Origin of the sequence: Pseudomonas sp. PDM16, assembly GCF_014851865.1 — a bacterium.
Classification (GTDB): domain Bacteria; phylum Pseudomonadota; class Gammaproteobacteria; order Pseudomonadales; family Pseudomonadaceae; genus Aquipseudomonas.
The window spans coordinates 1,014,857-1,030,529 of record NZ_JACVAM010000002.1 but is presented as its reverse complement, the minus strand read 5'-3'; the positions used below and the strand labels follow the sequence as shown (position 1 = coordinate 1,030,529).

Below are 15,673 nucleotides of genomic sequence, written 5' to 3'. Positions count from 1 at the left end.
AGAAGATCCATCTCGTTGTTTTTGTTGTTCTAACGGCACGTCTGAGGACCAAAATTAACGGATTTCCACGGAAACTGCAGTGCAGATTTCGCAGGCTTCGACAATGAAGCGACAACCTTAGCGACGAATTGTTATCGCCGTGGGTCGGAATACCGCATTCCACAAAAAAAGAACCCCGGCGAATGCCAGGGTTCTTGTACCGCGTAGGTGAGCTTTATTTACTTGTCTTCGCTGCGTTGGTGCTTGAAGAACACGCCATTGTCGCCGAAGGACGAAGCCACGAAGGGCGAGGTGAGCTCCATCTCACCGATCTTCACCGCACTGTTGCGACGCTGCTGCGCGTAGCTGCGGTTGGTGGACGGAATGATCGAGGTCTTGATCTCCATCGAGGTGGCGTAGACGTCATACAGCTTGGTACCTGCCGCCAGGGTCACCAGATCGCTGCGGAAGTCGTGCGCCGCGGTGGAGAACACGTTGCGCAGTTCAGTCTTCGGCACGAAGTAGATCTGCGTCGGAGCCTTGACCGAGGTTACGGCCTGACCGGTCTGGGTCACCTCAGCCATGTCGTCAACCCGCAGCAGGGTCGGCTTGAGGCTGACCAGCGAGAACAGCAGCGTGGTACCCAGGGTGTCGTTGGTCTCCGGCAGGACGAACTGCGAAAGCTCGTTGGCGAAGAAGTTGTGGTTGCTGCCCTGCCCGCTCAAGGTGTAGAGCGCGGAGACGTTCTGCGACGGCTTGCCATCGACGAATGCCTTCCAGGCCAGCCCCGGCTGGAAGCCGTTCTTGGCCGGATCACCAGCCACAGACAGGCGCAGCAGGCCGTTCTCGGCGCCCTGGAACAGACCGGTATACGGCTGGCCCGCCACGGCGGTGAACTTGACCTTGGCCATCGCTCCATTCGGGTGCATGGCCTTCTCGTAGCCAGCCGGCGCCACGTCAGACTTGGTCTGTACTTTCTTCCACAGCACGGAGCTGATGAGGCCGCCGACGTTCACCGCGGGAATGGCCGGTAGCTGCCCTTCGGCATATTGGGTGCGCAGGGCACCATTGACCCACAGGTTGTCCTGTTTGGCCTTGGCCGGCCAGGTTTCGTAGTCGGCCGGGATATTCAGGCCCCAGGGTTTGAAGGCGTTCTGCACGCCCACCAGGCTGCTGTCGAGCTGCGGGTTGTGACGCTTGATCACGTCGACCATGGTGGTGTTCTCAACCCAGGCCAGGCCCTCGGCGGTGTAGATCTCCGGGCGATAGTCCTTGGTGTAGAAACGGTCGGTCATCAGGCGACGCGAGGCGTTCATGATGAAGATCTGGAAGGCGGTCTCGCCGAAGGCGAAGCCGTCCGGACGCACGGTCTCGGCCAGCATGCCCACCAGGGTGTCGATCTTCTCGATATCGTTGCCGTAGACACGCTTTAGGTTGGCCAGGGTGGCCGGGTCCTTGGTCAGGTCCTCGAACTTGGTGATCGGATTGAGGCCGATCTCGCGACGGAATTCGTTGTAGCGCGGCACACCACGCTCGCGATCACGCAATACGTCGATGGTTGCCAGGTCGATGTTGCCGACCAGCGGAATCGAGAGATTGCGCAGGAAGTTCGGGTAGTTGTTGAGGGTCAGCGAGCCCGGGTTGGTGATACCGAAGGAATACCACATACGCTCCGGGTGCTCGCCGTTCAGCAGGTTCTCGGCATCGCGGTCACGAGTGTTCTGCAGCTGTACCGAGCGCGAGATGACGTTGGAGCCGATGTCATAGACGTCGACCTTGTCACGCATCAGCGGGTGCATGCGGTATACCGCGACGAACTCCTCGGTCAGCGTGTAAGGCACACCGTAGTTGTTGGGGTTGGTAGAGCCGACGATACCGGCCAGGGCGTGGTCGATTGCCGAGCTACCAGCCCCGCTGCCGTCGATACCGAGGATGCGCAGAACGAAGGAGTTGGAGCTGGCCAGGTCGGCCTGCAGTATACGCGCCTCTTCCTGGTACTTGTCGCGGTTCGGGCCGGAGCCCAGCAGGCCCCACCAGTTGGCGTACATGGCACGCTCGGTAACCGGGTTGGCGATCACGGCCGGGGTCCATTCCACGGTGTGGATCTTGGCCATGAGCGCGGCGTTAACCAGGCGAGCATGGTCATACAGCCACTGGTCGTTCTTGTCCGGATACTTCTGCTTGAGCATCGTCGCGATGGCGTTGTGCTCTTTGGTGAACAGCTGGTGCAGCATGCTCAGACCGACCCACCAGTTCTCGTTGAAGCCGGTGATCGGCTTGCCACTGAGGAAGTCGGTGGGCAGGGTGCCGTCGGGATTGATCTTCAGCTTGCCGTCGACGAAGGAGCGGACCTTGTCATTGGTGGCCTTGTCACTGCCATACAGTTGAGAACCATCCCACCAATGGGTGTTGTGGTTGCGGTAGGCGGCAGGTTTGCCAGCCTCTGCGGCGGTACGGGTCGGATCCGCCTGGGTGCGGCGCACAGACATGGTGCCCGAGCCCAGAACATCGCCGGCCGGCAGCGGCACCTGAATCGGGTTGGACTCGGCATTCGGGCCGTGCTCGACCCAGTCATGCACCATGAACTGGATCCACGATGCGGCGATGAAGTTGAGGCTGGGCGCCGGCTTGAACTCGCCGCGGGCCATCAGCACGTTACTCACTTCCCGCGGGTTGGGGCTGAGCAGGGTGTCGGACTCGGTCTCGCCGTGGGTGACGTTGGGATTCACGTTGCGACCGAAGCGGCGGTAGACAGAGCCTTCGGCAGGATTGGAGAGGATGTTGCAGGTGCCGTCCTCGGTACGGGCCACCTGGCTGCGGGCATCGCAGGTAATGGTGGCATTGGCGGCAGGCAGGTTGTCGACATCGAACAGGTTTTCCTTGAACAGTACATCGCGTTCGAGCGCGAGTGTGATCAGACCTGCATAGATGCCCAAAGTACCGAACTTGACCAAGCTCGGCCACGTGACCCAGACGGACATGGCGTTATCTCCCGATTTTTTCTTGTACTAATTACGGTTGGATGCCGGTGTTTCCGGCTGGCGGGAGATTAGGGATTCGCTGCCCCCCCTCCCCCCTCCCCTGGGAGGGGGAGCTGGGAATCGGGTCTACCACTGGTCAGGATTGGGGATCAGACGCCGCGCTGCTGCATCGCGAGAATGGCCTCGGTGCGGCCGGAGAGATTGAGCTTCGAGTAGATATTCTTCAGATGCCACTTCGTGGTGGACAGGGCAATGCCCGTGCTGGCACTGATCTCGGTGTTGGAAAAACCCTTGAGCAGGCAGGCGAAGATCTCCGCCTCCTTGTCGGTCAGTAGACTCACCAGGTCAGGCAGAGCTGAGGGCGGCGCCTTGCTTTCTGCCAGGAGGAACTCGGCATACGCTTCGCTGTAGGCCTCCGGCACCTGCAGTTGGCCCGAGTGCAGCAGGCCGAACACCGCCTCGGCAAATCCGGGGGCCTCGTCGAATACCGAGCGGTTGATATTGACGATGCCGAAGCGCTCGACCAGCGCAAGCAAGGCCTTGATCTGCTGTTCGGCACTCTGTTGGGGCGCGCTCTGCACCAGCAGGTTGGCCTCCACCACCAGCGCCCGCGCCTTCATCTCACTCTGTTGCAGCGACTGCGCCAGTACCTTGAGAATCCGGCAGGCACGCGGCTGTACGCCACGCATCACCAGCCAATACACAGCGGCAAGGCCATAACGCTCCCAGCACTCGTCGTATGGGCGTACCTTCTCCCACTCCCCTGCCGCCAGGCGCTCATCGATACCCAGCCGCAGAGCCAGGGCGTCCATCGCCGCAGGCCGCCCATCGAGATAGGCCTGGCGCATGCTTTCCTGGGCCACCTGGCTCGCGAAGCGCTGGTAGTTGCCCAGCTGCAGGATGCGTGAAAGCTGCTCCAGCAGGCGTCCGGCACGCCCCTGGGACTGGCGCCTGTAGAGCAGGCGCGACAGGGTGATGTGTACCGTGGCAATGGTCTCTGTGGCCGAAGACGAGGTGACCATCGCCATCAGGTCCTCACACAGCTGCTGTGCAGCGGCCAGCTGGTTCTGCTCATACAGCGCAACCACCATCGCCGTAGCCCGGTTGAGCCACGCGGGCGACGAGCGCTCGGTACGCTGGTAGTCGTGGCACACGTCCTTGCGTGCGCTGGTGGCGCGGCCCGCGTTGCGGTTGCACAGCGCGATGATCAGGTCGGCATAGCTTTCCAGGAACAACTGACCAGTACGGGCCAGCAGCGCCTTGGCCTCCAGAGCGAGCTGGATGGACTGTTCCAAACGCGAGTTCATCAGATGGTGATAGGCCAGGATGGTCATGGCCAGCGCCCGGATGTCCGAGGAGATGCCAGGTGCCAGCAACTCCCTCCAGCGTGCGCCAGGATCGAATGCCAGGTCGTACTGGAACAGCTCCAGGTTCAACGTCAGGAGCTGGCGGGTGGGCTCATCCAGGCCAGGTCGCTCGGTGTTCGGCACCGCCAGCTCGTCCACGCAGTAGCGGGCCTGGTGGAAACGCCGCGAAAGTGTCAGGGACAGGATCAGGGGCACCAGCAGCCGCGGCTGGTCGCGCAACTCCGCCTCGCTGAGTGGCTCCAGCCACTTCAGCACCTCGGCAAAGTGGCCGCCATGCACCCAGCGCTCGCTGGCTTCCTCCAGCAGGCAGCGGAACAGCGCCCGGTCAGCGCTGCGCTGGGCATGCTGCAGCGCCATGTCCCAATCGCCTTGGGCGCGAAAATGCAGAGCGGCGCGCCTATTCAGCAGCGGTACCTGTTGCGGCTGATACATGGCCAGGCGCTTGGCCAGGAAATCGTGCAGGAGGGCATGATAGCGATAGCAGCCGGGATACTGATCGACCGGCAGCATGAACAGCTCGCGGGCGGCCAGATCCTCCAGCAGCAGGGCCGAACCGGCGCGCTCGAGCACTCTGTCGCACAGTTCGCCATCGAAGCGCTCGAAAATGGCACAGCTGAGCAGAAAGTCGTGCATCTCCGGCGGCAGACGCTTGAGCACCACATGGCCGAAATAGTCGACGATTTCCGGCTGGCTGCCATTGAAGCGCTCCAGTGCCACCGTACCGAACCGCGCGTAGGCCAGCAGCGCCACCTTGACCCCGGCCATCCAGCCTTCGGTCATCGCCATCAGGCTGTCGATATAGGCAGGACTGAGTTCGGGCCCGCCGAGGTGAGCATTGAGTTGCTGGATCTGCACCGGCGACAGGCGCATGTCGTGCTGGTCGATACACAGCAGCTTGTCCTCCAGCTTCAGGCGGCTGAGCGAAAACCCGGGATGATTGCGGCTGGAGAGGATCACCCGCGTCGTGGAGGTGAGGTGTTCGAGCATCGCCGACAGCACGTCGAGAATGGTCGGCTGGCTGATGAACTGGAAATCGTCGAGAACGATATAGAGTCCGCCATCGATGCGATTCAGTGCATCGGCCAGGTATTCGCCGACCACCTCCGGCGCCTGATACATCTCGGCCGCGAAAGGGTTGAACCATGAAACGTCGAAGTCTTCGACCTGTGCGCGGATACCCTCGGCCAGATAACGGAAGAAGCGGACCGGCTCATTGTCACGAGCCTGCAGCGGAAAGTGCATCAAACTACGGGTGAGCCTGCCGGACTGCCATTGAGCCAGCAGCGTCGACTTGCCGGAACCGGCGGGTGCCAGCAACAAGGTCAGCGGGAACTGCTCGCAGTGGTTGAGCAGTTCCAGCAGCTCTTCGCGGGCAAAGCCTGCATGAGCGAGGGCGGTCGTCTTGCGATCATCCATTGCAGTGATCCGTCAGGCTTATTTTTATTGTTGAACGGGAAGCACGTGGAGACCGATGATAGCGACTCGTTTCCAGGAAGTTTCGAAACGTTTCACGCTTCCGACTGCGACACGACGCACGGTAGCAACGCGCGTTGCGCAGATAGATCCGGAAGGTGCGCCATGGATAGGAAACTTGCTGTATGGTTGGCGGCGCCCGCAGAGTACGGGTCGAGCCAAGGCGGGTCGGGCACTGCCCGGCGCGCCGAACTATAAGAAGAAAACCGGGGGATTCATGCGTTGAGCACTACCAGCATCAGCCTTCCCGCCTGGCTGCAGCGCCATGGGGTGACCATCCTCTGTCTGCTGGTCATATTGCTTATAACCCTGAGCCTGACCAAGCAGAGCATCGACTACCTGCGCCTGCTGCGCAGCGAAGCGCCCAGCTCGCCCCCCCCTTCCGCCACGGACCAGTCACCACAGGTTTCCCTCCAGCGACTGCAGAACATGTTCGGCGTACCAAAGGTGCGAGCGACGGGCGACCAGAACGCCCCGCCCACCCAGCAGAAGATGACTCTCCTGGCCAGCTTCGTCAGCCCGGATGCCCAACGCTCCACCGCCGTGATCCAGTTCGATGGGGAAAAACCGAGGCGCATTGCGGTCGGCAACGAGGTCAACGCCAGCACCCGATTGCAGGCGGTCTACCAGGACCACGTGGTTCTCGAGCGTGACGGCCGCGAGGAAAGCCTGCGGTTTCCCGCCGTTCGTAACCCCGCCTTGACGCCCTATTCCGCAGCACCCTCGCCTTATACGCCGGAAGAGCCAACCGCCCAGCAACTGGAACAGCTGCAGGACGAAGACGTCCAGGCCCTGCAGGAGCGCATCCAGCAACTACAACAACGCATGGAAGGCGGCGAAGAAGTGCCGCAGCCCGAAATCCTGGAAACCGAATAAACCCATGACCGACTTCAAACGCATGTCGCAGAAACGCCTGTCTCTCGCCCTGCTGCTGGCCGCGAGCTGCCTGGGCGCCCCGCTCCCTCCGGCCATGGCTGCCGAGCCGGTAGCCACCACCCAGGGTGCGGAAACCTGGACCATCAACATGAAGGATGCAGACATCCGCGACTTCATCGATCAGGTGGCGGATATCTCCGGCGAGACCTTCGTGGTCGATCCGCGCGTCAAGGGCCAGGTCACGGTGATATCCAAGACGCCGCTGAGCCTGGAGGAGGTCTACCAGCTGTTTCTCTCGGTGATGAGCACCCACGGCTTCAGTGTGCTAGCTCAGGGCGACCAGGCCCGCATCGTGCCAATCACCGATGCGCGCAGCGGCGCCAACAGCAGCCGCAACGCCCCGGACGACGTGCAGACCGAGCTGATCCAGGTGCAACACACCTCGGTCAACGAGCTGATTCCGCTGATCCGCCCGCTAGTACCGCAAAACGGCCACCTGGCCGCCGTGTCCGCGTCCAACGCCCTGATCATCAGCGACCGCCGCGCCAACATCGAGCGTATCCGCGAGCTGATCAACCAGCTCGACGCCCAGGGAGGCGGCGACTATAACGTGATCAACCTGCAACACGCCTGGGTACTGGACGCCGCCGAAGCACTGAACAGCGCGGTGATGCGCAACGAGCGCAAGGATGGCGCCGGCACCCGAGTCATCGCCGATGCCCGTACCAACCGCCTGATCCTGCTCGGCCCGCCCGCCGCACGCCAGCGCCTGGCCAACCTGGCCCGCTCACTGGACATCCCCAGCACCCGCTCGGCCAATGCACGGGTAATCCGCTTGCGCCACAGCGACGCCAAGAGCCTGGCCGAAACGCTCGGCGATATTTCCGAGGGGCTCAAGACGGCGGAAGGCGGCAGTGAAACCAAAAGCAGCAAACCGCAGAACATCCTTATCCGCGCCGACGAAAGCCTCAATGCTCTGGTCCTGCTGGCCGACCCGGATACGGTGGCGACGCTGGAGGAGATCGTCCGCAATCTCGACGTGCCACGAGCCCAGGTGATGGTCGAGGCGGCCATCGTCGAGATCTCCGGCGACATCAGCGATGCCCTCGGCGTGCAGTGGGCGGTCGATGCTCGTGGCAGCACCGGCGGCCTCGGCGGCGTCAACTTCGGCAACACCGGGCTGTCGGTCGGCACCGTCCTGCGCGCCATCCAGGAAGACAAGATCCCGGACAACGTGACCCTGCCCGATGGTGCAATCATCGGCATCGGTACCGACAGCTTCGGCGCGCTGATCACCGCGCTCTCCGCCAACAGCAAGAGCAATCTGCTGTCGACGCCAAGCCTGCTGACCCTGGACAACCAGCAGGCCGAGATTCTGGTGGGCCAGAACGTACCCTTCCAGACGGGCTCCTACACCACCGACGCCTCGGGGGCGAACAACCCCTTCACCACCATCGAGCGCGAGGACATCGGCGTGACCCTCAAGGTCACTCCGCACATCAACGACGGCGCTACCCTGCGTCTGGAGGTGGAGCAGGAGATCTCCTCGATCGCCCCCAGCACCGGAGTCAACTCCCAGGCGGTGGACCTGGTGACCAACAAGCGCTCGATCAAGAGTGTAATCCTCGCCGACGACGGCCAGGTGATCGTGCTCGGCGGCCTCATTCAGGACGACGTCACCAGTACCGACTCCAAGGTACCGTTGCTGGGTGATATCCCCTTGGTCGGCCGGCTGTTCCGCTCGACCAAGGACACCCATATCAAGCGCAACCTGATGGTATTCCTGCGCCCGACCGTGGTTCGCGACCGTGCTGGCATGGCCACGCTCTCCGGCAAGAAATACCGCGATATCAGCGTACTGGGCGTGGACGAGGAAGGCAGAACCATGCTGCCGGGCGATGCTGTGCGCCTGTTCGACAAGCCCGGGGCGGCGGCCATCGATCTGCGCGACGCGGATTGATAACGACCCGAGAATGAAAAACGCCGCTCGATGAGCGGCGTTTTCGTTTCAGAGCGCGGCCAGCCCGCGGGCCAGGTCCATCTTGAGATCAGCCACGTCCTCCAGACCCACCGCGACGCGGATCAGGTTGTCGCGGATACCGGCATTGGCCCGCTCCTGTGGCGACAGGCGGCCATGGGAAGTGGTCGCCGGATGGGCGATGGTGGTCTTGGTGTCACCCAGGTTGGTGGTGATCGAGATCACCCGGGTCGCGTCGATGAAGCGCCACGCTGCGTCCTTGCCACCCTTGACCTCGAAGCTGACGACCGCACCAAAGGCGCTCTGCTGACGCTTGGCCAGCTCGTGCTGCGGATGGCTGGGCAGGCCGGCGTAGTAGACCTTGTCGATACCCGGCTGGGTCTCCAGCCACTGAGCCAACTGCAAGGCACTGGCGCTGTGGGCCTGCATACGCACGCGCAGGGTCTCCAGGCCCTTGAGGAACATCCAGGCGTTGAACGGGCTGAGAGTCGGCCCGGCCGTGCGCAGGAAGCCCACCACAGCCTCCATCTCGGCCTTGCGCCCGGCGACCACGCCACCGAGGCCGCGGCCCTGGCCGTCGATGTACTTGGTGGCCGAGTGCATGATGATGTCGGCACCCAGCTTCAGCGGTTGCTGCAGGGCCGGGGTGCAGAAGCAGTTATCCACCACCAGCAGCGCCTTGCGGGCATGGGCGATCTCTGCCAGGGCAGCGATGTCGACCAGCTCGGCCAGCGGATTGGATGGCGACTCGACGAACAGCAGCTTGGTATTGGGCTTGAAGGCCGCTTCCCAGGCGCTCAGGTCGGCCAGCGGCGGGTAATCCACCTCGATGCCGAAGCGTTTCAGGTACTTCTCGAACAGGCTGATGGTCGAGCCGAATACGCTGCGCGACACCAGCACGTGGTCGCCGGCGCTGCACTGACTCATGACGATGGCCAGGATCGCCGCCATGCCGGACGCGGTGGCAACCGCCTGCTCGGCACCTTCCAGCGCGGCTATGCGCTCCTCGAAGGCACGCACGGTCGGGTTGGTGTAGCGCGAGTAGACGTTGCCCGGCACCTCGCCGGCGAAGCGCGCGGCGGCGTCGGCGGCACTGCGGAACACGTAGCTGGAGGTGAGGAACATGGCCTCGCCATGTTCCCCTTCCGGCGTACGGTGTTGGCCAGCACGTACCGCCAGGGTGTCGAAGCCGACCCCTTCGAGGTCGCTGTCCAGTCTGCCTGCTTCCCAATCCTGGCTCATGGCCGCTCCCCTGCTCAGTCGTTGTGCAGATCGATGATGGCGCTGACAGTCGGGCTGCCCGCCTTGGCGGCATCGTTGCGCGCCTGCTCGATCTTGTTCAGATAGTGCTCGTTGACGTCGCCGGTCACGTACTGGCCGTCGAACACCGCGCAATCGAAGTGCTCGATCTTGATCTTGCCGCCGCCCACCGCTTCTTTCAGATCGTCCAGATCCTGGTAGATCAGCCAGTCGGCACCGATCAGCTCGGCTACTTCCTCGGTGCTGCGACCATGGGCGATCAGCTCATGGGCGCTGGGCATGTCGATGCCGTACACGTTCGGGTAGCGCACTGCCGGGGCCGCCGAGCAGAAGTAGACGTTCTTGGCACCGGCTTCGCGGGCCATCTGGATGATCTGCTTGCAGGTGGTGCCGCGCACGATGGAGTCATCCACCAACATCACGTTCTTGCCACGGAACTCCAGCTCGATGGCATTGAGCTTCTGCCGCACGGACTTCTTGCGCGCCGCCTGGCCGGGCATGATGAAGGTACGGCCGATGTAGCGGTTCTTGACGAAGCCTTCGCGGAACTTCACGCCCAGGTGGTTGGCCAGCTCCAGAGCAGAAGTGCGGCTGGTATCTGGAATCGGGATGACCACGTCGATGTCGTGGTCCGGACGCTCGCGCTGGATCTTCTCGGCCAGCTTCTCGCCCATGCGCAGACGTGCCTTGTACACCGACACGCCATCCATCAGCGAGTCTGGGCGGGCCAGGTAGACGTGCTCGAAGATGCACGGCGAGTACTGCGGGTTCGGTGCGCACTGGCGGGTATGCAGCTTGCCATCTTCGGTGATGTACACCGCCTCGCCCGGGGCCAGGTCGCGGATCAGGCTGAAGCCAAGCACGTCGAGGGCGACGCTCTCGGAGGCGATCATGTATTCCACGCCTTCGTCGGTGTGACGCTGGCCGAAGACAATCGGGCGGATCGCATGCGGGTCGCGGAAGCCAACCACGCCGTAGCCGGTGATCATCGCCACCACCGCGTAGCCACCACGGCAACGGGCATGCACGCCAGCGACAGCAGCGAACACGTCCTCCTCGGTGGGCTGCAGCTTGTTACGCACCGCCAGTTCATGGGCGAAGACGTTGAGCAGCACTTCCGAGTCGGAATTGGTGTTCACGTGGCGCAGGTCGGACTCGTAGATCTCGCGCGACAGCTGCTCGACGTTGGTCAGGTTACCGTTGTGCGCCAGGGTGATGCCGTACGGCGAGTTGACGTAGAACGGCTGCGCTTCGGCGGAGCTGGAGCTGCCGGCGGTGGGGTAGCGCACGTGGCCGATGCCGACGTGGCCCACCAGGCGCTGCATGTGGCGTTGCTGGAAGACATCGCGCACCAGGCCGTTGTCCTTGCGCAGGAACAGACGCCCGCCGTGGCTGGTGACGATGCCGGCAGCGTCCTGGCCGCGATGCTGGAGCACGGTAAGAGCGTCGTACAGGGACTGATTGACGTTGGACTTACCGACAATACCGACGATGCCGCACATGTGACGCAACCTCTGTGTAGTGAATCAGGCTAGTTCCAGGCTCTTACGGCAGTTTAGGCTGCAAGAGACCCTCGTAGGACGGAAGCTCGGGCGTCTGCGTGATGCCGCTGGCGAGCCACTGGCTGGTCAGACTCAGAATCAGGTTCTTCGACCAGTCCGCCACCATCAGGAAATGCGGCAGCAGGGTCGACTGCTCCCACCACTGATCCTGTTGTACCGGTGCCAGGCTCACCAGCCCCACCAGCACCACCACCAGCAAGGCCCCGCGCGCCGCGCCAAAGACCATGCCGAGAAAACGATCGGTACCTGACAGGCCGGTTACCCGGATCAGCTCACCGATGAGGAAATTGATCAGCGCCCCAACCAGCAGGGTCACGACGAACAGAATGGCGCAGGCCGCGATGACACGCATCGACGGCGTCTCGATGAAACCCGTCAGGTGCTGCGACAGGGCGCCGCCGAACATCCAGGCGACCACACCGGCGATGATCCAGGTCAGCAGCGACAGCGCTTCCTTGAAGAAGCCACGGCGCAGGCTGATCAAGCTGGAAATGGCGATAACGGCAATGATCGCCCAATCGACCCAAGTGAATGCCACGTTGTTGCCTGCAGACGGGAAAGGCGGCGAATTCTAGCAGAGCGTGCCCGGCCGGGTAAGCCAGGCACGCTATATGGCTGTGATAGAAGAAATCAGCCGTTTTCCGGCTGGAAACGCACCACGAACCCTTTGAGGTTCTGCTGGCGGTTGAGCAGATCACGCAGGCGGTCGGCCTCGGCGCGTTCGATCACCGGACCGACGAACACCCGGTTCATCCCGTCGAAGCTGCGAATATAGGCGTTGTAGCCACCGCTGCGCAGGGTCTGCTGGAGCTTCTCCGCGCCCGCTCGGCTGGACAGACTGGCCAACTGAACCGACCAACTGACGGGTAGATTGTTGGCATCCAGGCCACTGACCGGCTTCGTGGCGGCTTGGGTCGGCGCGGGAGTTGCCGCCGGCGGCTTGGCTTGGGCCTGAGCTTGCGGCTCGACGACTGGCTGGGTCGGCGCGGCAATCGGCTCGGTGGGCGTCTGCGGCACCGGTTCAACCGGGGGCACCTCATCCTCGGCTACCGGCTCGGGCACCACCACCGGTTCCAGCGCCACTTCAGGCATGATCGGTTTTTCCGGCATAGACGGAGCATCAACGCTCACCTGGCGTAGCTCGTCCTCGCGGGAAAACAGCATCGGCAGGAAGATCACCGCCAGCGCCACCAGCACCAATGCGCCGATAATCCTCTGCTTGAGCCCCTTATCCAGCACTGCCATTGCCTGCCTCCGCCTGTTGACCGAGCCACTCCAGAGCTTCGGCCACGCAATAGAAAGATCCGAACACGAGGATCTCGTCGTCCTCGCCCGCGTGGCCACACTGTACCAGCAATGCCTCGGCCACGCTGGCGCAGGCATGCACATCCGCGCCCAGGTTGCGCAACGCGGCCTCCAGCTCACCAGCCGGACGGCTACGCGGACAGTCCAGCGGTGCCACTGCCCAACTCTGCACATCCATCTGCAGCGGCGCCAGCACACCGTCCAAATCCTTGTCGGATAGTAGACCGAATACCGCCAGGCGCCTGCCGTTAAGCGGCCTGGCAGTAAGACGCGACGCCAGATACTCGGCCGCATGCGGGTTATGGCCAACGTCCAGCAGCAGCGTGACATCCCGGCCCCGCCAGCTCACACGGCGAACATCCAGGCGGCCGGTCACACGGGTACGCTGCAGCGCAGCGGCCAGACGCTCGAACTCCCAGGGCATGCCAAGCACCGCATAGGCCTGCAGAGCCAAAGCGGCATTTTCCATAGGCAGATCCAGCAACGGCAAACCGTCCAGCTCAATCACGCGGCCATCGAGTGTCAGGCCACGCCAGTACCAGCCCTCTTCGCTCACGATCAGGTCGTAATCGCGCCCGCGCAGGAACAACGGGCAATCCAGCTCTGCCACCCGCTGCAACAGCGGTAGCGGTGGATCCAGGTCGCCACAGAAAGCAGGCCTGCCCTCGCGCAGGATGCCGGCCTTCTCAAAAGCTACGGATTCACGGGTATCACCGAGCCAGTCGGCATGGTCGAGACCAATGCTGGTGACCAGCGCCAGGTCGGCGTCGATCAGATTGACCGCGTCCAACCGTCCACCCAGGCCGACTTCAAGCACCACGGCATCCAGCGCTTCGCGCTCGAACAGCCAGAAGGCCGCCAAGGTGCCCATCTCGAAATAGGTCAGAGAAATCTCGCCACGCCCAGCCTCGACCGCCGCGAAGGCTTCGCACAGCTCGGCGTCGTCGGCGTCGCGCCCCTCGAGCTGAACGCGCTCGTTGTAACGCAGCAGATGGGGCGAACTATAGACTCCGACCTTCAGCCCCTGCTCACGCAGCAAAGAGGCCAGGAAGGCGCAAGTGGAGCCCTTGCCGTTGGTACCGGTGACGGTGATCACCAGCGGCGCCGGCTTGCCCAGGCCGAGCCGGCGAGCCACCTCGCGACTGCGCTCCAGGCCCATGTCGATGGCGCTGGGATGCAGTTGCTCCAGATAGCTCAGCCAGTCGGCGAGGGATCGGCTCATGCAGTGGCCGCGGGAGTCGGCAGATGCTGCAACTGTGCCAGCAGGCGGGCCAGGCGCGGGCGCAGATCATTGCGGTGGATAATCATGTCGATGGCACCATGCTCCAGCAGGAACTCGCTGCGCTGGAAGCCTTCCGGCAGCTTCTCACGAACAGTCTGCTCGATCACCCGCGGGCCGGCGAAGCCGATCAGCGCACGCGGCTCGGCGACGATCACGTCACCGAGCATGGCCAGACTGGCGGAAACGCCTCCGTATACCGGATCGGTCAGCACGGAAATGAAGGGCAAGCCCTCCTCGCGGAGGCGTGCCAGCACGGCGCTGGTCTTGGCCATCTGCATCAGGGAAATCAACGCCTCCTGCATACGCGCACCACCCGAGGCAGCGAAGCACACCAGCGGGCAGCGCTGCTCCAGCGCGGCATTGGCGGCACGCACGAAGCGCTCACCGACGATGGCGCCCATCGAGCCGCCCATGAAGCTGAACTCGAAGGCACAGGCCACCACGGGCATGCCCTGCAGCTTGCCACTCATGGAAACCAGCGCGTCTTTCTCCCCGGTTTCCTTCTGGGCTCCGGCGAGACGATCCTTGTACTTTTTGCTATCGCGGAATTTCAGGCGATCCACCGGCTCCAGCTCGGCACCCAGTTCCTCGCGTCCCTCGGCATCGAGGAACAGGTCCAGGCGTGCGCGCGCGTCAATGCGCATGTGGTGGTTGCATTTGGGGCAGACGTCGAGGGTCTTTTCCAGTTCTGGACGGTAGAGCACGGCATCGCAGGATGGGCACTTGTGCCAGAGCCCTTCGGGTACCGAGCTCTTCTTGACCTCGGAACGCATGATCGAAGGGATCAGCTTTTCTCTCAACCAGTTGCTCATGCTTACTCTCCGTAGCTGTTCGGGGTCTTGGGCGACCCAGGCAAACTCTGATTCAGGCCACAGGCGACGAATGTCGCACCTCGGCCGGGGCACAATGGTTTATGGACGGCAGGTACCTGCCCGCCGTCACATCAACCACCACGCGCCGCACGAATGAATGCCCCGATCTTTTGCGCATCCTTGATGCCCTTGCTCGCCTCTACTCCACCGCTGACGTCCACCGCGTAGGGGCGCACCTGCTCTACTGCCAGTGCGACGTTATCCGGATGCAGGCCACCAGCCAGGATCACGGGCTTGCTCAACCCCTCAGGCACCAGTGACCAGTCGAAGGCCTCACCGGTTCCACCGGGCACGCCCTCGACGTAGGTATCCAGCAGAATGCCTTTGGCGCCCGGATAGCGATCCACCTGGGCAGCGATGTCATCACCAGCCTTGACTCGCAAGGCCTTGATATAGGGACGATTGAAGCCTTCGCACTGCTCTGCGGACTCATCACCGTGGAACTGCAGCAAATCCAGCGGCACGCTAGCGAGAATCCGCTGCAGCTCGGCACGTTCGATATCAACGAACAGGCCAACCGTGGTCACGAACGGTGGTAGCGCCGCAATGATCGCCTGCGCCTGCTCGACGCTAACCACGCGCGGACTCTTGGCATAGAACACCAAGCCGATGGCATCCGCACCGGCTACCGCAGCAGCCAACGCGTCCTCGACTCGAGTAATTCCGCAGATTTTGACGCGAACAGCTGTCAACGTGCCGACGCCTTCTAAGAACGAAAAACCGATGGTAGCAAAGCCG

General features: G+C 63.0%; 11 protein-coding genes. 2 read left to right on the top strand and 9 right to left on the bottom strand.

What is annotated here, in order from left to right; genetic code table 11:
* Positions 1-218: 218 nt before the first annotated feature.
* Both IB234_RS11235 and IB234_RS11230 read right to left on the bottom strand, forming a co-directional pair.
* Complete coding sequence (locus IB234_RS11235) at positions 219-2,960, bottom strand: peroxidase family protein (protein ID WP_192317500.1); 2,742 nt, start codon at positions 2,958-2,960, stop codon at positions 219-221.
* A 149-nt stretch (positions 2,961-3,109) separates the two neighbouring features.
* Positions 3,110-5,743 carry a LuxR C-terminal-related transcriptional regulator gene (locus tag IB234_RS11230; protein WP_192317498.1) on the bottom strand — a complete coding sequence of 878 codons (2,634 nt, stop codon included), beginning with the start codon at positions 5,741-5,743 and terminating at the stop codon, positions 3,110-3,112.
* A gap of 279 nt (positions 5,744-6,022) precedes the next feature.
* Here IB234_RS11230 and IB234_RS11225 point away from each other — a divergent pair, with 279 nt between their 5' ends.
* Together IB234_RS11225 and gspD are read left to right on the top strand one after the other, a co-directional pair.
* Entirely contained in the window at positions 6,023-6,676 is a 654-nt protein-coding gene (locus tag IB234_RS11225) for a type II secretion system protein N (protein WP_192317496.1), read from the top strand.
* Between the two features lie 4 nt (positions 6,677-6,680).
* Positions 6,681-8,636 (top strand): type II secretion system secretin GspD, encoded by a 1,956-nt coding sequence (gene gspD / locus IB234_RS11220; protein ID WP_192317494.1) that lies wholly within the window; start codon positions 6,681-6,683, stop codon positions 8,634-8,636.
* 48 nt (positions 8,637-8,684) lie between these two features.
* Here gspD and IB234_RS11215 read toward each other — a convergent pair whose 3' ends face one another.
* The 7 genes from IB234_RS11215 to IB234_RS11185 all read right to left on the bottom strand — a co-directional run bounded on the left by IB234_RS11215 (position 8,685) and on the right by IB234_RS11185 (position 15,627).
* Complete coding sequence (locus IB234_RS11215) at positions 8,685-9,896, bottom strand: O-succinylhomoserine sulfhydrylase (protein WP_192317491.1); 1,212 nt, start codon at positions 9,894-9,896, stop codon at positions 8,685-8,687.
* A 14-nt stretch (positions 9,897-9,910) separates the two neighbouring features.
* Positions 9,911-11,416, bottom strand: a complete 1,506-nt coding sequence (gene purF / locus IB234_RS11210) for an amidophosphoribosyltransferase (protein WP_192317489.1) — start codon at positions 11,414-11,416, stop codon at positions 9,911-9,913.
* A gap of 43 nt (positions 11,417-11,459) precedes the next feature.
* On the bottom strand, positions 11,460-12,014 hold the full coding sequence (locus IB234_RS11205) for a CvpA family protein (protein ID WP_192317486.1): 555 nt from the start codon (positions 12,012-12,014) through the stop codon (positions 11,460-11,462).
* A gap of 92 nt (positions 12,015-12,106) precedes the next feature.
* The gene (locus IB234_RS11200) at positions 12,107-12,721 is read right to left on the bottom strand and encodes an SPOR domain-containing protein (protein ID WP_192317483.1); all 615 of its coding nucleotides are present in this window, start codon (positions 12,719-12,721) and stop codon (positions 12,107-12,109) included.
* Positions 12,705-14,003, bottom strand: coding sequence for a bifunctional tetrahydrofolate synthase/dihydrofolate synthase (folC, locus tag IB234_RS11195; RefSeq protein WP_192317481.1), 1,299 nt, complete (start codon positions 14,001-14,003; stop codon positions 12,705-12,707). The genes IB234_RS11200 and folC overlap by 17 nt, the downstream gene beginning before the upstream one ends.
* Complete coding sequence (gene accD, locus IB234_RS11190; RefSeq protein ID WP_192317479.1) at positions 14,000-14,875, bottom strand: acetyl-CoA carboxylase, carboxyltransferase subunit beta; 876 nt, start codon at positions 14,873-14,875, stop codon at positions 14,000-14,002. Before accD ends, folC begins: the two co-directional genes overlap by 4 nt.
* Before the next feature lie 131 nt (positions 14,876-15,006).
* Positions 15,007-15,627, bottom strand: a complete 621-nt coding sequence (locus IB234_RS11185; protein ID WP_192317477.1) for a phosphoribosylanthranilate isomerase — start codon at positions 15,625-15,627, stop codon at positions 15,007-15,009.
* Between the last annotated feature and the right edge of the window lie 46 nt (positions 15,628-15,673).

Coding starts and splice junctions, on each gene's coding strand:
- IB234_RS11215 (WP_192317491.1), bottom strand. CDS start 9,896: ATGAGCCAGGATTGGGAAGCAGGCAGACTGGACAGCGACCTCGAAGGG.
- IB234_RS11235 (WP_192317500.1), bottom strand. CDS start 2,960: ATGTCCGTCTGGGTCACGTGGCCGAGCTTGGTCAAGTTCGGTACTTTG.
- accD (WP_192317479.1), bottom strand. CDS start 14,875: ATGAGCAACTGGTTGAGAGAAAAGCTGATCCCTTCGATCATGCGTTCC.
- IB234_RS11200 (WP_192317483.1), bottom strand. CDS start 12,721: ATGGCAGTGCTGGATAAGGGGCTCAAGCAGAGGATTATCGGCGCATTG.
- IB234_RS11230 (WP_192317498.1), bottom strand. CDS start 5,743: ATGGATGATCGCAAGACGACCGCCCTCGCTCATGCAGGCTTTGCCCGC.
- folC (WP_192317481.1), bottom strand. CDS start 14,003: ATGAGCCGATCCCTCGCCGACTGGCTGAGCTATCTGGAGCAACTGCAT.
- purF (WP_192317489.1), bottom strand. CDS start 11,416: ATGTGCGGCATCGTCGGTATTGTCGGTAAGTCCAACGTCAATCAGTCC.
- gspD (WP_192317494.1), top strand. CDS start 6,681: ATGACCGACTTCAAACGCATGTCGCAGAAACGCCTGTCTCTCGCCCTG.